This is a genomic window from Pseudovibrio exalbescens, assembly GCF_028737195.1.
GTDB classification, from domain to species: Bacteria; Pseudomonadota; Alphaproteobacteria; order Rhizobiales; family Stappiaceae; genus Pseudovibrio; species Pseudovibrio zosterae.
Window position 1 is genome coordinate 199,349 of the sequence record NZ_JAQZAJ010000002.1, and the last position, 25,636, is coordinate 224,984.

Genomic DNA, 25,636 nt, shown 5'->3' on the forward strand with positions numbered 1-25,636 from the left:
TTCGGCCTATCAGTTTTCAGTGAGCCACTCCGGCATAACGTCTTGGGCCAACAGCTCTTCATAGGTTTGGCGCTTGCGGATCACGGCAAACTTGTCGCCGTCCACCATGACCTCTGGCACCAACAAACGGGTGTTGTAGGTGGAAGATTGGGTCGCGCCATAGGCCCCGGCGGAGTACACCGCAATCAGGTCGCCCTCCTCAACCTTGGGCATCTCGCGATCAAGCGCGATGTAATCGCCGGTCTCGCAAACCGGTCCCACCACATCCGCCTTCATTGTCGGACCGTTCTGGCGCGCTTCGCTCACCGCACCCACATCGTGATGCGCTTCGTAAAGCGTTGGCCGAATAAGATCATTCATGGCTGCATCCACGATAACGAAGTTCTTTGCCTCGCCTTCTTTCACGTAGATCGTCTCTGTCACCAGAATGCCCGCGTTGCCCGCAATCATGCGGCCCGGCTCGAAGATCACCTTGCAACCGAGTTTTTCGACGTGCTTGCGCACCACTTCAGCATAGGCAAGGGGATCAGGGGCGTGCATCTCATCAGAATAAGGGATACCAAGGCCGCCGCCCACGTCCACGTGCTCAATCTCGTGGCCATCTGCCTTCAGCGTTTCAATCAGCTCACCAAGGCGAGAGAATGCGCTGTCAAACGGTTCCAGTGTGGTGATCTGCGACCCGATATGCATGTCGATGCCGGTCACCTTGAGGCCTGGCAGTGCAGCGGCGTGTCCATAGACTTCCCGGGCGCGCTGCCACGGAATGCCGAACTTGTTTTCCGCCTTGCCGGTGGAGATCTTGGCGTGGGTCTTTGCATCAACGTCCGGGTTGATGCGCAAGGATACCGGTGCCACCTTGCCCATATCGCTGGCGACCTGTGAAAGCCGCTTCAGTTCCGGCTCGGACTCCACATTGAAGCACAGGATACCTGCCTCAAGCGCAAATCGCATTTCCGCGCGGGTCTTGCCCACACCGGAGAAAACGATCTTTTCAGGGGCCACACCCGCGGTCAGCGCACGGCGCAGCTCGCCTTCAGAGACCACGTCCATGCCCGCACCCAGATTGGCGAGCACTTTCAACACGGCAAGGTTGGAGTTCGCTTTCAGTGCATAACAGACAAGATGATCCACGCTGGCAAAGGCTTCCTTGAAAACACCAAAATGGCGTTCAAGCGTCGCGCGTGAATAACAATAGAATGGAGTTCCCACGCTCTCGGCGATTTCGGGAACAGACACACCTTCGGCGAACAACGCGCCGTTCTTGTAAGTGAAGTGATGCACTGCCAGATCCTCTAGATGGCCTATCCCCTCACTTGATAGGCCGAAAAGCGACTAGAGGCCCGGGTCGATCAGCGGATCCAGAAAAAAGGACTTCTGTTCCTTGACCTCAGGGGCCTCCGGTGTTTTGGAAACCACGGCCTGATCCTGCGTCTGCGGCGCTTCCGCACGAACCGGCTCAAGACTTCCTTTACGCCCGCAAGCTGCCACGCTCATGGCAAGACCAGCCACCACAGCAACAGTGACCAGTTTCGGCGCGACCTTCGAGAATTGACTGCTCATTCTCTTCATAACTCCAGTTGATGGCTATCCCATCATTAAACCGTGTTCGCCTGCCGGACGCTGACCCCTGAATTTCTCCGGGCCAACTGGTTATTCCATGCATCGCTTTTTGGCGAACATCAAGGGTCCAGTTTCTGTAAAGATTCAGGACCGTTTCGCCTCACGTTCCAACTGCTTCAGCCACCGGCGCGCTTGTTTGCGCACGTTCACCGGACTGGTGCCCCCATAGCTGACGCGGCTGCGCACGGACTTGTCGACAGACAGGACACTGTACACATCATCCGTGATGTTTGGCTCCACGCTCTGCATCTCTTCCAGTGTGAGCTTATGCAACTCCACATTTTTCTCAACCGCCTTGGCAACCAATGCACCGGTCACATGGTGTGCATCGCGGAACGGCATGCCCAAAACGCGCACGCACCAGTCCGCCAGATCGGTTGCGGTGGAGTAGCCAGACCCCGCAGCCTTCTTCATCACCTTGGTGTTTGGTTCCATGTCGCGCACCATGCCAGTCATGGCAGCCAGCGCCAGAGAAAGGTTCGGCAGTGCGTCAAACGCCTGCTCCTTGTCTTCCTGCATGTCCTTGGAATAGGTCAGCGGCAGGCCCTTCATCATCACCAGAAGCGCATTCAAAGCCCCGTAAATACGGCCGGTCTTGGCACGCACCAGTTCGGCGGCATCCGGGTTCTTCTTTTGCGGCATGATGGAAGAGCCGGTAGAGAACTTGTCGGAAAGCTTGATGAAATTGAACTGCGCAGAACACCAGATCACGATCTCTTCCGCCAGACGAGACAAATGCATGGCGCAAATAGAGGCATCTGCCAGCGCTTCCAGCACGAAGTCACGGTCTGACACACCATCCAGAGAGTTGGCGGTTGGGCGGTCAAAGCCCAGCGCCTTGGCGGTCATCTCACGGTCAATCGGGAAGGATGTACCCGCAAGGGCGGCGCTGCCCAGCGGGCTTTCGTTCATGCGCTCGCGCGCGTCGCGGACACGGGACCGGTCACGGGCAAACATTTCAACATACGCCATCATGTGGTGGCCAAAGGTCACCGGCTGCGCAGACTGCAGGTGCGTAAAGCCTGGCATCACATCGCCCGCATGCAGCTCCGCCTTCTCGGCAAGCGTCTGAATCAGTTCCGTAAGCTGCGCTTCCAGATCATCCAACGTGTCCCGTACCCACAAGCGGAAATCCGTTGCCACCTGGTCGTTACGGGAGCGCGCAGTGTGCAGGCGGCCAGCGGCTGGACCAATCAGCTCTGCAAGGCGCGCCTCAATGTTCATGTGGATGTCTTCCAGCGCACGCGAAAATTTGAAGGTTCCTGCCTCAATCTCTGACAAGATTGTGTTTAGACCGTTGACAATCTTTTCGGCATCATCGCTTGAAACGATACCTTGCTCTGCCAACATGCGTACATGCGCCTGAGACCCAGCGATATCCTGTTTGTACAGCTTTTGGTCGAAATCGATAGAAGCGTTGATTTCTTCCATGATTGCGTCGGGTCCCTCGGCAAACCGACCGCCCCACATGCGGTTGCTCATGTAACGCCCTCTTAATCTTTGGGAATTGATATGAAGAGTTCGACCACTACCGGAAACTTTGGACTTCGAAAAGCCCTTGTCGCAGGTTTGGCCGGATTAATTGTCGGTCTGGGCGGGATCTACCTCTATCAAACGCAAATCGCGGGCAGCGCCACTGCCAATGTCTGTCAGTCTTCCATGACGGCTGCCTCCCAGCTGAAACCGCTCGCGACCGGTGAAGTTGCAGCCTTTTTGCCAGCTCAAAACCCTCTCTCGGTAAGCGATCTCACCTTCAAGACTGCGGACGGCACCCCGATTTCCCTCGCAGACATTGAAGGAACCAAGCTCCTGAACATCTGGGCCACATGGTGTGCCCCGTGCCGAAAGGAAATGCCGCATCTGGACAAGCTGCAGGCTGAGATGGGCGGCGACGTGTTCAACGTCATCGCGGTCAACGTTGACCGCAACGACACCAGCGACAAACAACTCGCCTTCCTTGAGGAAGTCGGTGTCAGTCACCTCGCCTACTACTCTGACAACAGCATGAAGGTGTTCAACGACCTACGGGCCAAGGCCCGCGCACTGGGCTTGCCAACCACCATCATGGTTGGTGAGGACGGCTGTGAGATCGGCACCATGTATGGTCCGGCAGATTGGGCTGCACCGGAGGCACTGAAACTGGTCAATCGCGCCATTGAGGCTCAGAGCTGACTCTGAGCCTCGGTCATTTCGATATCGAAATAACCCTCATTTTTCCTTCGCATCGTCCCGCAATCGGGTCAGACCTTCCTGCGCGGTGGACGCAACCAGCACCCCATCGCGGGTATAAAGGCTGCCGCGGTTGAAGCCGCGCGCGCCCGTGGTGGTTGGGCTGTCCTGCGTGTAGAGCAACCATTCGTCCGCACGGAACGGACGGTGGAACCACATGGCGTGGTCGAGGCTTGCCACCTGCAGGCTGCTGTCAAACACGGAACGGCCATGCGGATAAAGCGCCGTATCCAGAAGCGTCATGTCCGAGGCATAGGCCAGAACACACTGGTGCAAGCGCGGATCATCTGGCAGCGGCGCCGTCGCCCGCACCCACACATGCTGGTAGGGCGGCAACTTCTTGCTGCTCAGGAAGTGGGTGTAGTCCACCGGACGCAGCTCAATCGGACGTTCTCGGCGCCAGTAGCGCTTCACCGCCTCGGGCGCGTGGTCAATGAACTTCTCCTTCAGCTCTTTCTCGCTGATCAGATCTTCGGGCTTGGGCACATCCGGCATGTCGATCTGGTGCTCGATGCCTTCTTCATGCACCTGGAACGAGGCTGACATGGAGAAAATCGCCTTGCCATGCTGGATTGCCACCACCCGGCGCGTGGTAAAGCTGCCGCCGTCGCGAATGCGATCCACCTCATAGATGATCGGCACCTGAGGATCACCAGGGCGCAGAAAATAGCCGTGCAACGAATGGACGGACCGGCTGTCCTCCACCGTTCGCGAAGCCGCCACAAGGGCTTGACCGATCACCTGACCACCGAAAACACGCTGCCATCCAGCTTGTGGACTGCGTCCGCGAAACAGATTGTGTTCGAGCGGTTCAAGATCAAGTATGTCCAAAAGAGCTGTAACAGCGCTTGTCATAACGACATTCCTACTTCAGATATGTACTAAGTGTTGCCTACGACTACGCAGGGTCGTGGAGCTTAAGTCAATGGGACCAACAGCGCAGCCCACAACGCACAGGTAAACCGATGAGTGAAGAAAATATGTCCGCTGCTGATGAAATGCTAGACGTGGTCATCGGAGGCGGCGGTTATGTGGGTCTGTCATTGGCACTGGCGTTGAAGCAGTCCGAGCCTTCCATGAAGGTCGCTCTGGTCGACCTGCGCCCCCGCTCAGCCATCGAGAATGATCCGCGCGCCTCAGCCATCGCCGCTGCAGCGACCCGCATGCTGGATCAGCTCGGCGTCTGGCACAAGCTTGAGCCCGAGGCCCAGCCCATCAACGACATGATCGTAACGGACAGCAAGCTTCATGACAGCGTGCGCCCGGTATACCTCACATTCGACGGTGAAGTTGAGGAAGGCGAACCGTTCGCGCACATGGTCCCAAACAACCGCATGGTTGGTGCGCTATATGATGAGGCGGTCCGCGAGGGTGTTACCATCATCGCACCAGAGAGCATCGACGACTTCTCCACCGACGCGGCTTCTGTCACCATCCGCCTGCGCTCCGGCGAAATGCTTTATTCCCGGCTGCTCGTGGCCGCCGATGGCGTAAAGTCCAAGCTGCGCGGTCTTGCCGGAATTGCCGTCAACCGCTGGGATTACAAACAGTCCGGCATTGTCACAACAGTTGCCCACGAGCGCCCGCATAACGGCCGCGCCGAAGAGCACTTCCTGCCCTCGGGCCCATTCGCCATCCTGCCGCTCACCGGCAACCGCTCCTCCATCGTCTGGACGGAAAAGACGCTGGAAGCCGAGCGCCTCGTGAAAGGCGACGAGTTCACCTTCGAAATCGAGCTGGAGCGCCGCTTTGGCCGCCACCTTGGCGAGCTGCGCCTTGATGGACCGCGCGCCGCCTTCCCGCTCAGCCTGACGCTCGCCCGCTCCTTCATCGCCAACCGTTTCGTGCTCGCCGGTGACGCCGCCCACGGCATTCACCCGATCGCCGGTCAGGGCCTCAACTACGGCTTCAAGGATGTGGCTGCGCTCGCCGAAGTGTTGGTTGATGCCCACCGCCTTGGCCTCGACATTGGCGCAGCCCACATTCTGGAGCGCTATCAGACCTGGCGCCGGTTCGACACCTACCGCATGGGTGTCACAACCGATTTGCTGAACCGCCTGTTCTCCAACGATCTGGATGTGGTGCGCGGTGTGCGCGACCTTGGTCTGGGCTTGGTAGAGCGCATGCCATTCATGAAAAAGATGTTCATTGGCGAAGCCGCTGGCACCACCGGCACCACACCAAAGCTGCTGATCGGCAACCCGATCTGAGCCACTTCTCATTATTTCGCGACCACGTAGGGGCAAACTCGTGTCAGCACCGACCGTTTCCGGGCGCAGCATCCTCATAACAGGCTGCTCAACGGGCATTGGCTATGCCGCTGCCAAGATCTTGAAAGAGCGCGGCTGGGACGTTTATCCCACCTGCCGCCAGCAAAAGGACGTGGACCGCTTGCGGGCGGAAGGGTTCAACGCCTTCCTGCTTAATTACCAAAAGCCGGAGACCATCGCAGCGGCAGTAGAAGCGGTGCTGGCGCAAACCGGCGGACGTTTGGATGCCCTGTTCAACAACGGAGCCTACGCTCTCCCCGGTGCCGTTGAAGATCTGCCTGTTCAGGCCTTTCGCGACCAGTTCGAAGCCAACTTCTTCGGCTGGCACGATCTCACCTGCCGCGTCCTGCCCGTCATGCGTCAGCAAGGCCACGGCCGTATTGTTCAGTGTTCCTCAGTGCTTGGGCTGATCGCCATGAAGTATCGCGGCGCATACAACGCCACGAAATACGCGCTGGAAGGGCTCACCGACACCCTTCGCATGGAACTGGATGGCTCGGGCATTCAGGTCAGCCTCATTGAGCCGGGTCCCATCGAGAGCAAGTTCAACGAAAACGCCATGGCCATGTTCCACCGCGAGTTGGGTGAAGCGGTGATCGAACGCTCCCCGTTCAAGGCGGCCTACCATCGCCGCCTCAATCATTTGAAGAGCGGCGGAGCCACCCGTTTCAAACTGGGGCCAGAAGCGGTGGTGGATCGGCTGATCCACGCCATTGAAGCCAAAAAGGCAAAGCCCCGTTACTTCGTCACTGTGCCAACCCATCTCATGGGAGTTCTCCGCCGCATTCTGCCGAACCGCTTGCTCGACCGGTTCCTGATCCGTGCGGCAGATGCTGAGGAATAAGCCCAACAACAGGAGGCGTAAGGCACATGTTCAGTTTCTCTGATGAAACCAAGGCCAAGCTCAAGAACCGCGTAGTCTGGAGCCGCCTGCTTGGCTGGGTCTTGTTGTGTTACGCCACCGGCCTTTACGGCGGCGTGGTCACTGCGCCCGCCATTCCCGAGTGGTATGCAGGCCTCACCAAACCGTTCTTCAGCCCGCCCAACTGGCTGTTTGCGCCGGTCTGGACCACCCTTTACGCGCTCATTGCCATTGCCATCTGGGTCGCCATAGAGTTTGACCGCTCCGGGACGAACAAAGGCCAGAAGCTGCGCCTTCAGTTGCTCTTTGTGTTTCAGATGCTTCTCAACGGCCTGTGGTCCTTGAGCTTCTTTGGCCTAAAGTCGCCCCTACTTGCCCTTGGAATCCTTGGTATCCTGCTCTTAACAGGCATCGTAACTTTACGTATATTCGCCATTCGGCGTCCATTGGCAGCCTGGCTCTTCCTGCCCTATCTTTTATGGCTAGGCTTTGCCGGTCTCCTGAACGCTGCGATCGTAAGCCTGAATTAACAGCTTGAAGTCCAGGGAAAGGAACAGGTCATGGGCGGAGTGGTCAATACCATGGTCCCGGTTGCCGTGGCAGCCGTTGCAGTGGTGCTCGTGCTGGGACTATGGAACATGATGCGCGGTGGCAGCGCCAACCGCTCCCAGCAGCTCATGCGCTGGCGCGTCATCCTGCAATTCGCAGCAATCATTCTCATCATGGCCAGCATCTATTTCATGCGTGGCTAAGCTGCCAATCACCAAACAGAACAACACAAGCATGGTCGGGGGACTTGATGGTCGTACTGAATAAGATCTACACGAAAACGGGCGATGACGGCACCACTGCCCTCGGCTCAGGTGAGCGCCGGGCAAAACATGACTTGCGTGTCGAAGCCTACGGCACCGTTGATGAAACCAATTCCGTCATCGGTCTGGCCCGCCTTCATGCGGCTGATGCCATGCCAGCTCTCGATGAGGCACTGGCCCACATTCAGAACGATCTGTTCGATCTTGGCGCGGACCTTGCCACACCGCACACAGATGAAGACCTCGGCTATGAGCCGCTGCGCATCACTGCCAAGCAAGTCGAGTTTCTCGAGATCACCATTGATCAGCTCAACAGCGAGCTTTCACCGCTGCGCTCTTTCGTGCTGCCGGGCGGCTCAGCCCTTTCCGCCTACCTGCATCAGGCGCGCACCGTGTCCCGACGCGCCGAACGCCTCGTGGCCGCGCTTCGGGAAAAGGAGCAGGTCAATGCAGAAGCGTTGCAGTACCTCAACCGCCTTTCTGACTTGATGTTTGTTGCAGCGCGTTATGCCAACGACAAGGGGGAAACGGACGTGCTCTGGGTGGCCGGTAAAAACCGCTGAGCCAGCCAACTGCGTCAACGAACTTACGTTTACGTTAAACGATGGTCTAGGTTCTGTATTCACAGGTCATTCCAAGGTCTATCAAACTTCTGCGATCTGGTTTTCAACCCTTAGACATTGGTTGAAACCCGCACGAAATTTACCCTAGGCCATCGTTGACAGTACTGATTGAGCTGGCTACCGTCAGCCCAAACTGCAATGCACAACGGGTTCCGCAGTAGGTTGAAATCAAGATGCTGTTGCACCAGCGCGAGCCAGATCGCTGCAGCGCCAATGCCATTGCAATTCTGGTGGAGGTTCAAGGAAAATGAAAATTCTCGTGCCCGTAAAACGGGTCGTCGACTACAACGTGAAAGTACGTGTCAAAGCAGATGGGTCTGGCGTCGAACTGGCAAACGTCAAGATGTCCATGAACCCATTTGACGAGATCGCCGTTGAAGAAGCTCTGCGTCTGAAAGAGGCTGGCAAGGCAACCGAAATCGTTGTTGTCTCCATCGGCCCTCAGCAGGCAACTGAAACCATCCGTACCGGCCTGGCGATGGGCGCTGATCGCGGCATCCTCGTGAAGACCGACGAAACCACCGAGCCGCTTGCTGTTGCCAAGATCCTGAAAGGCATCGTTGAAGCCGAAGAGCCGGGTCTTGTGATCCTCGGCAAGCAGGCAATCGATGACGACGCCAACCAGACCGGCCAGATGCTCGCAGCTCTGCTGGGTTGGGCACAAGGTACCTTTGCATCCAAGGTTGATCTGGGTGAAGGCACCGTGGACGTCACCCGTGAAATCGATGGCGGTCTGCAGACGGTCAAGCTGAACATGCCAGCAATCGTCACCACGGACCTGCGCCTGAATGAACCGCGCTACGCTTCTCTGCCAAACATCATGAAGGCAAAGAAGAAGCCAATCGACGAGAAGTCCCCGGCGGACTACGGCGTAGACATTGCGCCGCGCCTCAAGGTTCTCAACACCGCTGAACCGGCAAGCCGTCAGGCTGGCGTCAAGGTGGCAAGCGTTGCTGAGCTGGTCGACAAGCTGAAAAACGAAGCTGGCGTTCTTTAAGGCCCAACAAGAGGAGTTGAACACGATGACCACGCTTCTTGTGGCTGAGCATTCCAACACTGCACTGAACGACGCAACAGCCAAGGCGCTTACAGCCGCGCTGGCACTGGGCGGTGATGTGCACATTCTCGTAGCTGGCAAAGGCTGTGCCGGTGCCGGTGAAGCAGCGGCCAAGCTGGAAGGCGCCGCCAAGGTTCTGGTTGCAGAAGGCGATGCTTACGAGCACCAGCTTGCCGAACCAGTGGCAGAGCTGATCCTGTCTTTGGCCGGAAGCTACGATGCAATCGTGGCCCCTGCCACAACCAACGGCAAGAACATCCTGCCTCGCGTTGCAGCAAAGCTGGATGTCATGCAGATCTCCGACATCATCGCCGTAGACTCTGCCGACACCTTCAAGCGTCCGATCTACGCAGGCAACGCGATCCAGACTGTCCAGTCTACCGATCCGAAGAAAGTCATCACCGTGCGTACCGCGTCCTTCGCGGCAGCAGGTGAAGGTGGTTCCGCAGCCGTTGAGAGCATTGCAGCGGCATCAGACACCGGCATTTCTTATTTCGTCGGTGAGGAAATCGCCAAGTCTGACCGTCCGGAACTGGCTTCTGCCCGTGTGATCATCTCTGGCGGCCGTGCCCTCGGTTCCGAAGAGAAATTCAACGAAGTGATCACCCCGGTGGCTGACAAGCTCGGCGCGGCAATCGGCGCGTCCCGCGCTGCGGTTGATGCGGGTTATGCGCCCAACGACTGGCAGGTGGGTCAGACCGGTAAGGTCGTTGCGCCAGAGCTTTACATTGCGGCGGGCATTTCCGGTGCAATCCAGCACTTGGCAGGTATGAAGGACTCCAAAGTCATTGTTGCAATCAACAAGGACGAAGAGGCTCCAATCTTCCAGGTAGCGGACTACGGTCTGGTTGCAGACCTGTTTGAAGCTCTTCCAGAGCTTGAAAAATCGCTGTAGGCCCGTCTACAACCTAATGACGAGCCCCGGAATGTTAATTTTCCTTCCGGGGTTCTTGCTGTTTTGGGTAACTCTTGTAATGAATGGGCAAACACGTCAAGGCAGCTCCTAGAGCTGTGAAACCAAAAGCGTTTGGATCGTACGATGGTGCTAGAGATTAAAAAGGTCGGGGTTGTCGGCGCAGGCCAGATGGGGAACGGCATTGCTCATGTCTCAGCCCTTGCTGGCTACGAAGTAGTCCTGCACGACGTATCCCAGGATCAGGTTGATGCCGGCATCGAAGCTGTTGAGGGCAACCTTGCCCGGCAGATCGGTAAGGGAACAATCAACGAGGATGATCGCAATCGCGCGATGGGCTTGATCACGCCGTCCGTAAACATCGACAGCCTGGCTGATTGTGATTTGGTCGTGGAAGCGGTCAATGAGAACGAGCAGGTCAAGCGGAAGGTCTACGCGGCCCTGTGCCCGGTCCTCAAGCCAGAGGCCATTCTCGGCTCCAACACCTCCTCCATTTCCATTACCCGTTTGGCCTCAGCCACGGATCGCCCTGAGAAATTCATCGGCATTCACTTCATGAACCCGGTTCCGATCATGGAGCTGGTGGAGCTGGTGCGCGGCATCGCCACGGAAGATGAAACCTTTGAAGCCTCTCGCGTTTACACCGAGCGCCTTGGCAAGACCGTCGCGGTTTCCGAAGACTTCCCAGCCTTCATGGTAAACCGCATTCTGCTGCCAATGATCAACGAAGCCATTTACACGCTCTATGAAGGTGTTGGCTCCGTGGAAGCCATCGACACCGCCATGCGCCTTGGGGCCAACCACCCGATGGGCCCGCTTCAGCTGGCAGATTTCATCGGTCTGGACACGTGCCTGTCCATCATGCAGGTGCTCTATGAGGGTCTGGCAGACTCCAAGTATCGCCCATGTCCGCTTCTCGTGAAGTATGTCGAGGCTGGCTGGCTCGGTCGCAAGACCCAGCGCGGCTTCTACGATTACCGCGGTGAAGTGCCGGTCCCAACCCGCTAAGGGCTCGGACACACAGACAAAAGATAAAGCCCGCTTCGCTGGAGCGGGCTTTTCTCGTTGTAAGCTCTCTTACTTGAAAGAGCCTGAAAACCCGGAGATGGAAAGCGGGTTGTCCGTCAGTGCCTTACGGTCCGGCGTATCCAACTGCACTTCCCCCGCAAAGGCGGCGAACATGCGCTTCACAAAGCCCTCAGACAGATCTTTGGTGATGAAAACCAGACGGGTGCGCTGATCGCCATCGGGCCATTTGTCAAGCTTTACAGGCGGGTGAAACACGTGCTGCACCCCATGGATCACCAGCGGCTGTTCTGGCGTCTCTGTCAGCTTGATAATGCCCTTCACGCGCAACAGGTTCGGCCCGTGGGCCGAGCGCAACAGGTCCAAAAACATCTCCAGTGTGCTTTCGGAGATCGCGGTTGTCGACGACAGAGTGAACGCCCGCACGCTGTCACTGTGCCGGTTCACGTCATGATGGTGGTCGCCGTGATCATGTGAATGGTCATGGGAGTGGTCATGGGAGTGGTCATGCGCATGGGCCGCACCATGGCCGTGACCGTGGTCATGATCGTGGTGGTGGTGGTGATGGTGCCCATGTTCCTCAAGGTAGGCTTCTTCCTTGAGCCAACGCGCCACATCTGCGATTTTCGTTTCCGGGTCATAGAGCCCGCAATTGATCAGGGCCGCCGCCGTTGCAGCCCCTTCATGGGCATCAAGCCGCTCTGCACCGGGATTAAGCTCGTGCAACCGGCGCTCCAAAGCGGCAAAATCCGCCTTGCGCGCGTCCGTATCAAGAAGATCCGTTTTGGTCAGCACCAACCGGTCCGCCACCGCCACCTGCTTGATGGCTTCCTCGTGGGCGCTCAACGTGTTGTTGCCGTTCACCGCATCCACCAGCGTTACCACCCCATCAAGACGATAGCGCATGACCAGATACGGATGCAGCATCACGCTGTGCAGCACCGGTGCCGGATCAGCAAGACCCGTGGTCTCGATGATCACCCGGCGCACCTTTTTCATGCGGCCGTTGTCCATCCGGCGCAGAAGGTCTTCCAGCGTATTGATCAGGTCACCGCGAATGGTGCAGCACAAACAGCCAGAAGACAGCTCGATAATGCCATCTTCAATATTCTCGACCAGCAAGTGGTCGAGGCTGATCTCGCCAAACTCGTTGATGACGACCGCCGTATCCTCAAGGGCCGGTTCTTTCAGAACGCGGTTCAGCAGCGTGGTCTTGCCTGATCCAAGAAAGCCGGTGATGACGGTAAGCGGTATCGGTTCTGGCGGACGCCGCCGCCCTTGTTCTTCTGCCATAAGGTCCTACGTCCGCCCGAAAATGCGGCGGCCTAGTTGATTTGGGTCTGAGTGCTCTGAGACTTGTATAAGCCGCCCGGCGCGCCGAAGAAACCACTATCGAGCGGTGCGGACGCCGCATCCCGATCTACCAGTTGCACTGCACCCTTCAACTCATTGGAAAACAACAGGGATGCACTGCGCGCATTGCCAGCCACCGGTTGGAACGGCTGCGGATGCGACAGGTAGCTCTGCTTGCGCGGCGGGATTGGGATATTGCTTGGCGCGATGGCAGGCGCTGAGCTGATGATTGGCTTCGGCTTGGGCAACGGCACCTGCGCGCCCAGCGGCGAGGCTGCAGCCACGGCGCTTTTCGGCAACCCGGCCACCACACGATAAGGCTCATAGGTGTGAAGGCGCGGTCCGAGGATTTGATTGTAAACCAACGTCCAGTCGATCTTGTTGTTGCTTTTGTAGACCGAGATGCCCTCAGGCGCGGGCTGCTCGGTATTGGCATAGGCCAGCATGCCTGCGCCCTGCCGCTTTTCACCAAAACGGTCAACCAGCTGCTGCGCATCCGGCTTTTCGTTGCGCTTGCAGTAGTTTGGCTCCGGCGGCGGCAGCGCTCCAGCGGTGTTCAGCGAAGAAACATGCGGCCCCTGTCGCCGGTCAAACCCGGTCTCGATCAGTTGCCGCGCAAAAGCCGAGCGTTCCATGGCGCTGGCCGAACCAAGGATCACGGCAATCACGGACCGTCCGCGGCGGGTCGCCGCCAGCGAAACGTTGTAGCCCGAGTTGCAAATGTACCCGGTCTTGATGCCGGAAGCCCCTGGCACCCGCAGCAGATATTCGCGAATGCCAGACTTCATGGTCACGTTGCCAAAACGAATGCCGGGTTTGTTGAGATACGCGCGGTACTGCGGAAAGTCGTTCCACAATGCCAGAGAGAGGATCGCCATGTCCCGTGCAGAAGAAACCTGACGGTCATCAGGCAGGCCATGGGCGTTGACGAAGTTGGTCTGGTACATGCCAAGGCGCTGCGCTTCCTGGTTCATCAGCTTTACAAACGCGGCTTCAGACCCAGCCACACTCTCGCCAATCGCCATCGCCACGTCATTGGCGGACTTCACCATGATCATCATGAGGGCGTTGTGGGCCGTCACTTGCGTGCCCGGTTTGAAACCCATTTTGCTCGGGGGCAGTTTGTGGGCGTTTTCGGAGATGGTGATCGGGCTTTCGAGCGTCATTTGCCCGCCCTCAATCATCCGAAACAGAATGTAAGCGGTCATCATCTTGGTCAGCGAAGCCGGATACCACTGCCGCGTCGACTGATACTGCTCAAGAACGCTGCCATTTTGCGCGTCCACCACAATCCAGGAGGCCACGTCGGCGCGCGCCTTGTGCGGCAGCGCCAGCACAAACAGCAACACCACGAGTGTTCCCAGAAGCTGTCTCAGTTCGAGCAACGACTTGTGCCAACTGGCATGAACCATTTCAGAAACCACCCTTTCAGCACCCTGAGGCCGCATTTCTTCTGCGAGCAAATCAGGGCACACCCTAACGTGAGCCTACGCATATTCCCAATACTTCCGGGGCCATATCCGCTCAATTCGGAGGAATATGGGTCAAGCACGGCAAAAACCCCGGTATCCACTAGGATATTTCAAGGGAGCACGCGATCTGAACGCCGCGCCGCGTTCAGCATTCCCTAACAATCAAATCAATTGGGCCTTCAAGTCTTAGCGGAAAATTGTTTCGGTTAGGTTGCATTAGGGGAAATACGCTACAACCACTGAAAAACAACAGAGGGAAGCCCCAGATGAAGACCTCAGCTGCGCCCTTACTGGCTTTGGCACTGACGCTCTCGGCATTTTGCGCCAGCGCTCAGGAACAACCCGATTGCGAGGCAACTCTTAATGCGGCCCAGCGCCACATCTGCGCCAATGAGGATTACCGCAAGGCCGCCGTGGACATGCTCAACGCCTACAACGCCGTAGAAGCCACAATTCGCAGCGCCTCCGTTCCCGACGACCGCAAGGCCCTTGCCCTACAGCGCCTGCAAAACAACCAGTCTGATTGGGTCGCCTATCGAAACGGCACCTGCGATATTGTTGCCAACCTGAATGAGGCCAAGGCGACGCAAGTGGCGCTGTGCCTGACCAAAACAACACAGGCGCGCACGGATCAGCTCAAGCGCCTTGGAGAAAAAGGCGCCGCGTTCGAGGCGTCCTCGCAATAGCTTCGCGCCCCACACAACAAAAAGCGCCACGGGTGTGTGGCCCGCAGCGCTTCAAGGGATTCAGAAATGGCCTTCCTGAAAGTCCTTACATGGCAGCCTTGTAGATTGCCGTGATCTCTTCAGGTGTGGCCTGCTTCGGGTTGGTCAGGCCGCATGCATCCTTCAAAGCGTTTTCGGTCAGTGTCGGGAAGTCTTCTTCCTTCACGCCCAGCTCCGTCAAACCAGCCGGAATGCCAATGTCCTTCGACAGCTGCTGGATCGCCACAAGCGCAGCCTCAGCGCCTTCTTCAGCGCTCATGCCAGCAACATCAACACCCATCGCCTTGGCAACGTCGCGCAGACGCTCAGGACAGACCTGGGCATTGTAGCGCTCGACGTGAGGCAGCAGGATTGCGTTACACACGCCGTGTGGCAGGTCATAGAAGCCGCCCAGCTGGTGCGCCATGGCGTGCACGTAGCCCAAAGAAGCGTTGTTGAATGCCATGCCCGCAAGGAACTGCGCATAGGCCATCTGCTCACGTGCTTCGATGTCCTTGCCGTTTTCAACGGCCTTGCGCAGGTAAAGCTGGATCAGCTCAATGCCCTTCAGCGCACATGCATCGGTAATCGGTGTTGCTGCCACAGAAACATAAGCTTCAATGGCGTGGGTCAGCGCATCCATACCGGTCGCAGCGGTCAACGAGGCTGGCTTGCCAACCATCAGTTCAGGATCGTTCACAGAGATCAGCGGCGTGGTGTTCTTGTCTACAATCGCCATTTTGATGTGACGCACTTCATCGGTGATGATGCAGAAGCGGGTCATTTCAGAAGCGGTACCAGCCGTTGTGTTGATGGCAATCAGTGGCAACTGAGGCAGGGAGGACTTGTCGACGCCTTCATAGTCCGCAATGCCCCCGCCGTTTGTCGCAACCAGAGCAATGCCCTTTGCGCAGTCGATTGGGGAGCCGCCGCCCAGCGCAACCACAAAGTCGCAGCCCTCTTCCTTGACCAGCTTCACGCCGCCTTCCACGTTGCCGATGGTTGGGTTTGGCTGAGATCCATCATAAATGACAGTAGAAAGGCCGTGCTCGCCAAACAGTTCTGCAACAGACTGAACAACGCCCAGTTTGCTGAGGACCTTACCGCAGACAATCAAACCCTTTTTGAAGCCGCGCGCCTGAACTTCGGCAACCGCGTCTTTCAGGCAGCCTGCGCCCATCATGTTGACACTAGGAATAAAGAACGTGCTGGTCATCGTGCATCTCCCAATCAGCAATGCGCAGGCCCTGCTTAACGCTCCCATATGGCCTCAACACATCTCAACCCATTGAGATCATGAAGGGCCATGGGGCCTGCCTGTTAAGTCGTTCGAGAGTGACGGTAGCACAGGCTAAATCGATACAATTGATCTAGAGCAAATCTAGTATTTTCCCTACGCCGTAAGTAAGGGTTATAGTATTAACCGGTATACAATGCAAAAAATTCAATCATTCTTATTTCAATTATCGCTAATATTGCTCAATGAGACTGAAATCGTCAAGCGCAAGAACTTACCCTAGCTCTATCGATTATTTCATAATTTATCTAAATCCAAATCCAATAAAAGGATGTTGGCAATAAAGAACCGCCCCAAGATAGTAAAGTCCGCGACGGAAACCAAGATAGACTGGCTGGCTAAAGCAATTTGAAAACAAGAATTTTTCTAAGTTTGAGGCCGGTTTTCTGATCTGGATCAATAAGTACATGGCCTTATGCAGCGCTTGAGGGTATCGTTGAACAAGGACAACTTTTCCGAGGGATCAGGCACCATGTATCGCGTCATCGGAGCACCATTCACCCGCACCTTCAGGGTCATGTGGGTTCTGGAAGAAATCGCAGCGCCCTATGAAATCGAACCGGAAAAGCCGCGCTCAGATCTTGTCAGGTCACTCAACCCCACTGGCAAGGTGCCTGTTCTGGTGGACGATGGCCAGGTAATCACAGACTCCACGGCCATCTGCCAATACCTCTGCGACAAGCACGAAGCCCTCACGTTTCCCGTTGCCACCTTGGAGCGCGCAAAGCTGGATGCCGCTCTTGCCTTTGCCAACACGGAAATGGATGGCATCCTTTGGGCCGCAGCCAAACACTCTTTTGCCCTTCCCAAGGAACTGCGCGTTCCCGCCGCCAAAAAGACTTGCCTGATGGAATGGGAAACCCAGACCCTGCCATGGCTGAAAAGCCTGCTAGCGGACAACACATGGATCTGCGGTGACCAGTTCTCACTCGCCGATGTCTTCATTGGCCACTGTCTGGATTGGGCCATGAAGTTCAAGTTCCCCGCGCCCCTAGGCAGTGCCAAGGCCTATGTTGACCGCCTTCACGCCCGCCCCGCCTATCAATCAGCAATCAAACGCGGCCTGTCACTTGCACAGTAAGCCCCTTGGAGGATGAGCCCATGATGTTCGATGGCGTCTATCTGCCAGCTGTTGCCTACGCCGCGCTGGCCTCTTTTGCTTTTGGGGCGGCCTACTATGGCCTTCTGTCAAGGGCCTGGGTATCCGCAGCACGCCTGTCGCCCGAGCAAGCAAAGCCCAAGGTCACCACACTCGCCCTCACCTTGTTCTGCGAGTTCGTGATGGCTTTTGTGCTGGCGGGTGTCATTTACCACACGGCGGAAGTCACATTAGGCAACGGTTTGATTTCAGCCGCGATGATCTGGGTCGGCTTCATGCTGACCGGCCTCATCATCAACCACCGCTACCAAAGCGCAAGCTGGGCGCTGACCATAATCGACTCAGGTCACTGGCTAGGTGTTTTACTTATTCAAGGAGCGGTATACGGCTACACAGCATCAATCATGGTGCAATCCTGAGGGAATTACTCAATTAATAAAGACGATCTGTAGATTGGTATTAGACTAAATATGTATAATATCGATTTTCTATTGGTATTACGCAGCGTATTGGACGCGATGAATACTAAAATTTACAGGTAACCTACCAAAGTTCGATACTTGACGTCTGGACGCTGTACCTGCGGATAACCATAATGCGCCCTAGGAAAAACAGGCCCAACCAAGGGCCCATCATTCATTGGGGAGGAACGCCATGTCTGGCGAAGTTTTTCCGGTGCCGGAGCAAATCGCCTCTGAAGCACTGATCAACAACGACCGTTATCTGGAACTTTACAATCAATCAGTTTCTGACCCGGATGGCTTCTGGCGCGAACATGGCCAGCGACTTGACTGGATCAAGCCCTACACCAAGGTAAAGAATACCTCCTACGACTATCACAACGTTTCCATCAAATGGTTCGAAGACGGCACGTTGAACGTGTCCGCCAACTGTGTGGACCGTCATGTGCCAACACGTGGTGACCAGCCCGCCATCATTTGGGAGGGAGATGACCCGGCCGACCATAAAGTCATCACCTACACGGAGCTGTCAGATTCCGTAAACCGCCTTGCAAATGTCTTCAAAGCCAATGGTGTCAAGAAGGGTGACCGGGTCACCATCTACATGCCCATGATTCCAGAGGCCGCCTTCGCAATGCTGGCATGCGCGCGCATTGGCGCGGTACACTCCATCGTGTTTGGCGGCTTTTCTCCAGACAGCCTGGCCGGGCGCATCGAGGACTGTCAGTCCCGCTTTGTCATCACCGCCGATGAAGGTCTGCGTGGTGGACGCAAGGTGCCTTTGAAACTCAACACCGATCAGGCCATCGCCAAGTGCGGCGGCGTTGACAAGGTGTTTGTGGTCAAGCGCACCGGCGGCGAAGTTGCCATGCAGGAGGGCCGAGACCTCTGGTATCACGAGGAGATCGAAAAGGTCTCAGCCGAGTGTCCTCCCGAGGAAATGAACGCGGAAGACCCGCTTTTCATTCTCTACACTTCCGGCTCTACCGGCAAACCAAAGGGCGTTCTGCATACGTCAGGCGGCTATCTGGTCTACGCCTCCATGACGCACCAATACGTGTTCGATTACAAACCCGGAGAAGTGTACTGGTGTACCGCAGATGTGGGCTGGGTCACCGGCCACAGCTACATTGTCTATGGCCCATTGGCGAACGGGGCCACGACCCTGATGTTCGAAGGTGTGCCCACCTATCCGTCCGCTTCCCGGTTTTGGGATGTATGCGACAAGCATAACGTAAACATCTTCTACACGGCACCAACGGCCATTCGCGCGCTTATGGGCGCTGGAGATGAGCATGTCACCAAGACCTCGCGCAAATCTCTGCGCATTCTTGGGTCAGTGGGTGAGCCGATCAACCCGGAAGCCTGGATGTGGTACCACGATGTGGTTGGCGAAGGCCGCTGCCCCATTGTCGATACCTGGTGGCAGACCGAGACCGGCGGCATTCTGATTACACCGCTTCCCGGTGCAACGGCCTTGAAACCGGGTTCTGCAACCCGCCCGTTCTTCGGCGTTCAGCCCGCCATCGTCGACGGCGAAGGCAACTTCCTTGAAGGGGCCACAGAAGGCAATCTGGTCATCACCGACAGTTGGCCGGGCCAGATGCGCACGGTCTATGGCGATCACGAACGCTTCGTCCAGACATACTTTGCCACCTACAAAGGCCTTTACTTCACCGGAGACGGGTGTCGCCGCGATGAAGACGGCTACTACTGGATTACTGGCCGCGTAGACGATGTGATCAACGTATCGGGTCACCGTATGGGCACAGCCGAGGTAGAGAGCGCCCTCGTCGCGCATCCAAAGGTCTCGGAAGCTGCAGTGGTAGGCTATCCCCACGACCTGAAGGGTCAGGGCATCTACGCCTATGTCACCTTGATGGAGGGAGAAGAACCTTCGGAAGAGCTGCACAAGGAGCTGGTGAAACATGTTCGCGCCGAGATTGGCCCGATCGCCTCTCCGGACCTGATCCAGTTCGCGCCGGGCCTGCCAAAGACCCGGTCCGGCAAGATCATGCGTCGCATCTTGCGCAAGATTGCAGAGGACAGCTTCGACAATCTTGGCGATACATCAACCTTGGCCGACCCATCCGTGGTTGGCGACCTGATCGACAACCGCCAGAACCGTGGTGACGGATAAGAACGCAAAAAATCCGCGTTTCATTCAAACCAACGCAAAAGGGCGCTTCACACGAAGCGCCCTTTTTGGTGAACTTGGCTCAGCAATTACCGAGACAGATAAATATTCTGAATATCATTGGCAATCGCTGCAAATGCCGCGATCAAGTCATCTTGATCCTTTGCGCTGTAGTAAGTTTCTTTTTCATCCGTAGCACAATCTTTCATTATCTTTGCTGCAGCGGATGTCTCGCTATTGCCAAAGTAAATCGTGTATACCCGAATTTTCTCAAGACCGTTTTTCTGCTCTTTCATAGAAGAACAAATATCTTTAGCAGAATTACCCGACTCAGTGGTAGGTGAGATCCCACATCCACTTCGAGATACGCGCACCCAACCTGAAGACGTCTTACATCTCCCACTTCTATTGTACCTAGTTCCTTTTGGCCTAAATACTCGGTTGAAATCGCCATCTGTCATAAGTACAAGAAACTTGAGGCGATCATCATCAAAATACTCCCCAGGCGCACTGTCTTTATCCACGAGTGTCCAGAGTTCTGACCACTTTGGCGAAAGGGTATAATACCCCCAAGCGACACCGGTATGCCCGGCTGTACCGCCACCGGTAGCCATATCCTCAATTGCCCCTTCAATTTCCGCTTTCTTTGCGCTGAGCGGCATGAGTGGCTTTTTCGAGCAGGTAGAGGATCCGCCACCGAAGTAATTGATTTTACCACTTCTTTTTTGAGAAAAGGGCGCATCCGTATCGCTATCCGCGCCCATTCGTTCGGTCACGCATTTTGTTGTTTGCCCGTCGGACACCACCGCACTGACAGTTGTGTCTTTTGCTTGGTACTTGATGGGAAGCTGCGCATTCACCCCTTCGCTATAGGGCACAACAGATATGCGTACCCGGCTGTTTCCAGGAAGCACGGTATCGTCCAGAAGTGTGTCTACCAGACCCTTAGCTGCTTTTTTCAAGCTTGTAATTCGGTTGCCACCCATTGATCCGGTAACATCGAGCACCAATGCAACTTCAGCGTCTCTCGTGGGGAATGACGCTTCAGAACTGGCAGAAACCGCCAGTTTCCGGAGATCATCAGTATCAGCTCCCATCAAATCAAGATGATGGATAAAAAAAGTTGGCACTTCGGCGGAAGCTGAGGCAACAACACGCCCCTCGGTGTTTATCAGTTCGATATTTCTGTCACCCAAGGTGACATCTGAATACAGCCCCTTGATGTTTGCATTGAAGTAGTCTTCAAAATGCTTCTCCGCTTGGGCTTGTGTCATGAGGGTCGTAGACGCCTTGTAGGCAACCGCCAGCGCCGCATTGTCGATCGCATGATTAATTGCCTGACGCGTGTTAATGGCACGCGCAAAGTCAATAGCAGCTCCCGCCAGCACAATAAGGACAACAATCAAAACCGCGACAAGCGGGAGAACAACCCCCCGTTCGCAGCGAAGGAACCGCGCGAACCGCCTAGGAAGATGTACAGCCATCCCCACCCCCGAAATTTAGTTAGGTAGTTGTAGCTCTACCCCATCGGGAGTTTGGGAACTGTTAAAGTTTTAGCGTCTCGCAAAAACTCGTTAAACTGGTAAACCAATCATTACTCTATGGTTCCAGCTCGGTATCCCAATATAGGAAGTCGATCCAGCTTTCATGCAGATAGTTCGGAGGGAACATCCGTCCATTGTTATGCAGATCCTGAACAGTAGGCATATACGGCATCTGCATGGGCCGCATGTTCATTTCCTGCCAGGACTTGTTGGATTTGCGCACATTGCATGGGGAACAAGCGGTGATAACGTTTTCCCATGTGGTCAAACCACCTTTTGAGCGCGGGATCAGGTGATCGAAGGTGAGATCATGGTGCGTGCCACAGTACTGGCACTGAAAGCGATCTCTTAGAAAGACATTGAAGCGTGTGAAGGCGGGGTATCTGGTCGGCTTTACGAAGTTTTTCAGTGCGACCACACTGGGAAGTCGGAAGTTGAAGCTCGGACTTCGTACGCTAACGTCATAGTATGAAACGATGTTTACCCGGTCCATAAACACCGCTTTGACCGTGTCCTGCCACGACCACAGCGACAGGGGATAGTAGGATAAAGGCCTGTAATCCGCGTTCAGCACCAGTGCCGGATGGGTGCCTGCGGGAACCGCAGTAGTCACGTCCTGCTCCTCGTTTGCTACCTAAAGACCAAACAACTAAGTCTACGAATGTCTTCGGTGCGTGGATTATTGTAGGCGCTGGGTGACAGTCTTGTGAAGACAGAACGTGAACCTGTGGTCTACTTTGACTTACCCAAAGGTTATTTTTTGCGACTATACCTTTGTGTTTTCAAGCCTCTAGCGCTTTGCTGAGCAACCACAAAAAAACGGGCATTACGTAGTAACGCCCGTTTGAAACGACTTGTTGCTAGCTGGCTTATGACCAGTTTCGGATATCCACGAACTTGCCGGCAACTGCGGCAGCAGCGGCCATCGCTGGTGACACCAGATGCGTGCGGCCCTTAAAGCCTTGACGGCCTTCAAAGTTTCGGTTTGAGGTTGACGCACAGCGCTCACCCGGAGCCAGTTTGTCGGCATTCATGGCCAAACACATGGAACAGCCCGGCTCGCGCCATTCAAAGCCTGCCGCCTTGAACACTTCGTCCAGGCCTTCCGCTTCTGCCTGCGCCTTTACCAAGCCAGAACCGGGAACCACCATGGCACTGACGCGGTCTGAAACCTTCTTGCCCTTCACCATCGAGGCAGCAGCGCGCAAGTCCTCAATTCGGCCGTTGGTGCAAGAACCGATGAACACGCGATCGATCTCGATGTCGGTGATCTTCTGACCCGCTTCCAGCCCCATGTACTCAAGCGCCCGCTTCTTGGAATGGCGGCGGTTCTCGTCTTCAATACCTTCAGGGTTCGGCACTTCTCCGGTTACAGACACCACATCTTCCGGCGAAGAGCCCCAAGTCACAATTGGCGGCAGGTTGGCGGCATCAAGGACGATTTCCTTGTCAAACGCTGCGCCTTCATCAGAATACAGCGTCTCCCAATAGGCCTTTGCCATTTCCCAAGCTTGCCCCTGCGGGGTTTTTGGACGGCCCTTGAGGTACTCATAGGTCACTTCATCAGGCGCTATCAGACCGGCGCGGGCACCCGCCTCAATGGACATGTTACAGACGGTCATCCGGCCTTCCATGGACAAGGAGCGGATCGCTTCGCCTGCATATTCAATCACATAGCCCGTACCACCGGCGGTCCCCAGCTCGCCAATGATGGCCAGCACAATGTCCTTGGCCGTCACACCATGGGGCAATTGACCGTTCACGGTCACACGCAGGTTCTTGGCTTTCTTCTGGATCAGCGTCTGTGTTGCCAGAACGTGCTCCACCTCGGAAGTACCAATGCCGTGCGCCAATGAGCCAAATGCGCCATGGGTTGAGGTATGGCTGTCACCGCAAACGATGGTCATGCCAGGCAGCGTAAAGCCCTGTTCCGGCCCTACAATGTGAACCACACCCTGACGCTCATCCAGTTCTGAATAGTACTCGATGCCAAACTCAGCAGCGTTCTTTGCCAGCGTATCCACCTGCAAAGCGCTTTCTGGGTCATCAATGCCATTGGAGCGGTCGGTTGTTGGAACGTTGTGGTCTACCACGGCCAACGTGCGCTTTGGATGACGCACCTGCCGGCCAGCCATGCGCAAGCCTTCAAAGGCCTGCGGGCTGGTCACCTCATGAACGAGATGGCGGTCAATGTAAAGCAGGCTGGTACCGTCTTCCTGAGTGCTGACGACGTGATGATCCCAGATCTTGTCATAGAGTGTTTTGGCCTGCGACATTGCGCGATCTCCTGGAAAGCCTTGGCTCAAAGGTTTGGTTCCAAAGCATCATGCCGGACCCGCCTGTGAGCATCTCCTTATTTCTTTAAAAGCTCGCCCGGTTCTTTGCCGTGGCGAGTAATTCCTGAGCGAAGGTGCAATAACCCCTCGCTATTGTTCGGCTATAATGTGCTTAAGCCGCTAAAAAGCGCAAGAAGCCTGAACTTGAGAATCTCTCAAGACCATTGGATGGCAACGCAATGTGGTTACTTGGGAAATTCCTCAGTGTTTTCAGGAATGAGGTCCACGAGCATGATTTCGGGCGGACAATTGAAGCGCAGCGGCAAACGCGAGCAACCAAGACCTGCTGTTACCAAAAGCCGTGTTCCGCCCCTCCTAAACAATCCTTGAGCATACTTGGTGCCGAACCGGGAAGGCACGGTCAAAGCCCCGAGGAAGGGCAGCCGCACCTGCCCACCATGGGTATGCCCGCTCAGAACCAGCCCGACGCGGTCCATCGGCTCTTCAAAAATGTCGGGCTCATGGGCGAGTAAAAGGACGGGGTGCTGGTCTTCAAAGATTTGCGCGAGGGTGCCGTCAAGATCATCAGCCCCTTCTCGGCCCTGCCAAAGTTTCCCGTTGGTGTACTGATCTGCAAGACCAGCCACCCAAATCGCCTCGTTCCCGCCAACAGGAATAAGCCGCGCCTCGTTCTCCAGAACAGGGATTTTAGCTTCAGCAAGCGCTTGCCTGGCGCCCTGTAAGTCCTCAAGCCAATCATGATTGCCAAGAACCGCAAAACGCCCCAGAGGAGCCTCCAGCTCAGCGAGCGGCCGTGCCCATTCGTCGGGCTTGAGTTTGCGCAGAAGAAAGGGGGCATGGATGCCGGTTTCAAAGTCACCAAGCAGCATTGCAAGATCCGGTTTCAAACCGTTCACTTGGCGGACAATGCCAAGTATGCGCTGCTCATTCATCCATGGCACGCAAGCGTGAAAGTCACCCAGAGCGGCAACACGCAGCGGATGCGCAAGACCGCGCATGGGCATAGTGTAGCGCCGCACCACAGGCACACGCATCGGCTCCACAAGAACCGCATAGGTCAGCAGGAACAGGCCGAGCAGAGAAAGTGCAAGAAATGCGATCAACATGGCCGCAGCCTAACGACAACGACCTAAGAAAACCAGAATCCGAGACCACAGGAACATGACAAAAGAAAAGCCCCGCAGCAGCACTACGGGGCTATCCAAAAATCGCTCTGAGCGATCCCTATCTTATTCAGCGGAAGCCTGAGCTTCTTCTGCCTTGGCAGCAGCCTTAGCGGCACGTGCTTCAGCAGCAGCGGTGCGCTGCTCTTCGTTGAGGCGCTTCGCGCGAGCGTTGGTTGCTTCAACGATACGTGCGGACTTACCGCGACGGTCACGGAGGTAGTAGAGCTTCGCGCGGCGAACCTTACCACGACGAACAACGTCTACGCCTTCGATCATTGGGCTGTAGATTGGGAATACACGCTCAACACCTTCGCCGTAAGAGATCTTGCGAACGGTGAAGCTCTCGTTGATGCCGCCGCCAGAACGTGCAATGCAAACGCCTTCGTATGCCTGTACACGGGTGCGGGTACCTTCTGTAACGCGAACGTTTACGCGTACGGTGTCACCTGGAGAGAATTCTGGCAGCTTGCGCTGACCTTCGATGCGCGCCATTTCTTCGGCGTTCAGCTGCTCAATGATATTCATGGCAGTTTTCCATCTTTCAATTGGTCAGAGCGTCCACAAACGGTCCAGCCGTGGGGGACGGGTTCACCAAACCTTGGCATATGCCGGGAATTGGAGCGTAGTAGCTCCTCTCAAAACGGTACGGACAGATTCTGCCCACCGGTTGGCGCGCTTAATAACCGGTTTCTGG

At 56.1% G+C, this 25,636-nt stretch carries 25 protein-coding genes; 13 read left to right on the top strand and 12 right to left on the bottom strand.

From position 1 onward, the window contains the following. Window positions 1–9: 9 nt before the first annotated feature. The 3 genes from lysA to argH all read right to left on the bottom strand — a co-directional run bounded on the left by lysA (window position 10) and on the right by argH (window position 3,102). Window positions 10–1,281, bottom strand: a complete 1,272-nt coding sequence (gene lysA, locus PUV47_RS06100) for a diaminopimelate decarboxylase (RefSeq protein WP_274217619.1) — start codon at window positions 1,279–1,281, stop codon at window positions 10–12. A 51-nt stretch (window positions 1,282–1,332) separates the two neighbouring features. Then, window positions 1,333–1,560: a lipoprotein gene (locus PUV47_RS06105; RefSeq protein ID WP_274217620.1), complete on the bottom strand. Its 228-nt coding sequence runs from the start codon at window positions 1,558–1,560 to the stop codon at window positions 1,333–1,335. A 144-nt stretch (window positions 1,561–1,704) separates the two neighbouring features. Further along, window positions 1,705–3,102, bottom strand: a complete 1,398-nt coding sequence (gene argH, locus PUV47_RS06110; RefSeq protein WP_274217621.1) for an argininosuccinate lyase — start codon at window positions 3,100–3,102, stop codon at window positions 1,705–1,707. Window positions 3,103–3,132: 30 nt separating this feature from the next. Between argH and tlpA the strand changes: the two genes are divergently transcribed. Beyond that, window positions 3,133–3,792, top strand: a complete 660-nt coding sequence (gene tlpA, locus PUV47_RS06115; protein ID WP_274217622.1) for a thiol:disulfide interchange protein TlpA — start codon at window positions 3,133–3,135, stop codon at window positions 3,790–3,792. 36 nt (window positions 3,793–3,828) lie between these two features. On the opposite strand, the gene tesB is transcribed toward tlpA, so the two are convergent. Then, complete coding sequence (tesB, locus tag PUV47_RS06120) at window positions 3,829–4,704, bottom strand: acyl-CoA thioesterase II (protein ID WP_274217623.1); 876 nt, start codon at window positions 4,702–4,704, stop codon at window positions 3,829–3,831. 143 nt (window positions 4,705–4,847) lie between these two features. On the opposite strand from tesB, the gene PUV47_RS06125 reads away from it, so the two are divergent. The 8 genes from PUV47_RS06125 to PUV47_RS06160 all read left to right on the top strand — a co-directional run bounded on the left by PUV47_RS06125 (window position 4,848) and on the right by PUV47_RS06160 (window position 11,394). After that, window positions 4,848–6,059, top strand: coding sequence for a ubiquinone biosynthesis hydroxylase (locus PUV47_RS06125; RefSeq protein ID WP_425313747.1), 1,212 nt, complete (start codon window positions 4,848–4,850; stop codon window positions 6,057–6,059). A 40-nt stretch (window positions 6,060–6,099) separates the two neighbouring features. Further along, window positions 6,100–6,963: an SDR family oxidoreductase gene (locus PUV47_RS06130; RefSeq protein ID WP_274217625.1), complete on the top strand. Its 864-nt coding sequence runs from the start codon at window positions 6,100–6,102 to the stop codon at window positions 6,961–6,963. Between the two features lie 26 nt (window positions 6,964–6,989). Further along, on the top strand, window positions 6,990–7,511 hold the full coding sequence (locus tag PUV47_RS06135) for a TspO/MBR family protein (protein WP_274217626.1): 522 nt from the start codon (window positions 6,990–6,992) through the stop codon (window positions 7,509–7,511). A 30-nt stretch (window positions 7,512–7,541) separates the two neighbouring features. Beyond that, complete coding sequence (locus tag PUV47_RS06140; protein WP_274217627.1) at window positions 7,542–7,733, top strand: twin transmembrane helix small protein; 192 nt, start codon at window positions 7,542–7,544, stop codon at window positions 7,731–7,733. A 47-nt stretch (window positions 7,734–7,780) separates the two neighbouring features. Further along, entirely contained in the window at window positions 7,781–8,356 is a 576-nt protein-coding gene (locus PUV47_RS06145) for a cob(I)yrinic acid a,c-diamide adenosyltransferase (protein WP_274217628.1), read from the top strand. Window positions 8,357–8,663: 307 nt separating this feature from the next. Further along, window positions 8,664–9,413 carry an electron transfer flavoprotein subunit beta/FixA family protein gene (locus tag PUV47_RS06150; RefSeq protein ID WP_274217629.1) on the top strand — a complete coding sequence of 250 codons (750 nt, stop codon included), beginning with the start codon at window positions 8,664–8,666 and terminating at the stop codon, window positions 9,411–9,413. A gap of 25 nt (window positions 9,414–9,438) precedes the next feature. Further along, complete coding sequence (locus PUV47_RS06155) at window positions 9,439–10,368, top strand: electron transfer flavoprotein subunit alpha/FixB family protein (protein ID WP_274217630.1); 930 nt, start codon at window positions 9,439–9,441, stop codon at window positions 10,366–10,368. A 144-nt stretch (window positions 10,369–10,512) separates the two neighbouring features. Then, complete coding sequence (locus tag PUV47_RS06160) at window positions 10,513–11,394, top strand: 3-hydroxybutyryl-CoA dehydrogenase (RefSeq protein ID WP_274217631.1); 882 nt, start codon at window positions 10,513–10,515, stop codon at window positions 11,392–11,394. Window positions 11,395–11,463: 69 nt separating this feature from the next. Here PUV47_RS06160 and PUV47_RS06165 read toward each other — a convergent pair whose 3' ends face one another. Then, complete coding sequence (locus PUV47_RS06165) at window positions 11,464–12,705, bottom strand: CobW family GTP-binding protein (protein WP_274217632.1); 1,242 nt, start codon at window positions 12,703–12,705, stop codon at window positions 11,464–11,466. Window positions 12,706–12,737: 32 nt separating this feature from the next. Beyond that, complete coding sequence (locus PUV47_RS06170) at window positions 12,738–14,177, bottom strand: D-alanyl-D-alanine carboxypeptidase family protein (protein ID WP_274217633.1); 1,440 nt, start codon at window positions 14,175–14,177, stop codon at window positions 12,738–12,740. Between the two features lie 326 nt (window positions 14,178–14,503). Between PUV47_RS06170 and PUV47_RS06175 the strand changes: the two genes are divergently transcribed. After that, a complete protein-coding gene (locus PUV47_RS06175; protein WP_274217634.1) occupies window positions 14,504–14,923 on the top strand; it encodes a lysozyme inhibitor LprI family protein in 420 nt (139 codons plus the stop codon). Between the two features lie 85 nt (window positions 14,924–15,008). Here PUV47_RS06175 and yiaY read toward each other — a convergent pair whose 3' ends face one another. After that, entirely contained in the window at window positions 15,009–16,157 is a 1,149-nt protein-coding gene (gene yiaY, locus PUV47_RS06180; RefSeq protein WP_274217635.1) for an L-threonine dehydrogenase, read from the bottom strand. A 517-nt stretch (window positions 16,158–16,674) separates the two neighbouring features. On the opposite strand from yiaY, the gene PUV47_RS06185 reads away from it, so the two are divergent. The 3 genes from PUV47_RS06185 (at window position 16,675) to acs (ending at window position 19,938) form a co-directional block, all read left to right on the top strand. Next, window positions 16,675–17,319 carry a glutathione S-transferase family protein gene (locus tag PUV47_RS06185; RefSeq protein WP_274217636.1) on the top strand — a complete coding sequence of 215 codons (645 nt, stop codon included), beginning with the start codon at window positions 16,675–16,677 and terminating at the stop codon, window positions 17,317–17,319. A 20-nt stretch (window positions 17,320–17,339) separates the two neighbouring features. Next, entirely contained in the window at window positions 17,340–17,756 is a 417-nt protein-coding gene (locus PUV47_RS06190; RefSeq protein ID WP_274217637.1) for a DUF1761 domain-containing protein, read from the top strand. A gap of 235 nt (window positions 17,757–17,991) precedes the next feature. Continuing rightward, window positions 17,992–19,938, top strand: coding sequence for an acetate--CoA ligase (acs, locus tag PUV47_RS06195; protein WP_274217638.1), 1,947 nt, complete (start codon window positions 17,992–17,994; stop codon window positions 19,936–19,938). An 86-nt stretch (window positions 19,939–20,024) separates the two neighbouring features. Here acs and PUV47_RS06200 read toward each other — a convergent pair whose 3' ends face one another. From PUV47_RS06200 to rplS, 5 genes are all read right to left on the bottom strand, one after another. Beyond that, window positions 20,025–21,419 (bottom strand): pilus assembly protein TadG-related protein, encoded by a 1,395-nt coding sequence (locus tag PUV47_RS06200; protein ID WP_274217639.1) that lies wholly within the window; start codon window positions 21,417–21,419, stop codon window positions 20,025–20,027. Between the two features lie 115 nt (window positions 21,420–21,534). Next, on the bottom strand, window positions 21,535–22,092 hold the full coding sequence (locus tag PUV47_RS06205) for an HNH endonuclease (protein WP_274217640.1): 558 nt from the start codon (window positions 22,090–22,092) through the stop codon (window positions 21,535–21,537). 256 nt (window positions 22,093–22,348) lie between these two features. Beyond that, entirely contained in the window at window positions 22,349–23,755 is a 1,407-nt protein-coding gene (leuC, locus tag PUV47_RS06210) for a 3-isopropylmalate dehydratase large subunit (protein ID WP_274217641.1), read from the bottom strand. Between the two features lie 245 nt (window positions 23,756–24,000). Continuing rightward, on the bottom strand, window positions 24,001–24,882 hold the full coding sequence (locus PUV47_RS06215; RefSeq protein WP_274217642.1) for a metallophosphoesterase: 882 nt from the start codon (window positions 24,880–24,882) through the stop codon (window positions 24,001–24,003). A 123-nt stretch (window positions 24,883–25,005) separates the two neighbouring features. Continuing rightward, complete coding sequence (gene rplS, locus PUV47_RS06220) at window positions 25,006–25,467, bottom strand: 50S ribosomal protein L19 (protein WP_274217643.1); 462 nt, start codon at window positions 25,465–25,467, stop codon at window positions 25,006–25,008. Window positions 25,468–25,636: the final 169 nt, after the last annotated feature.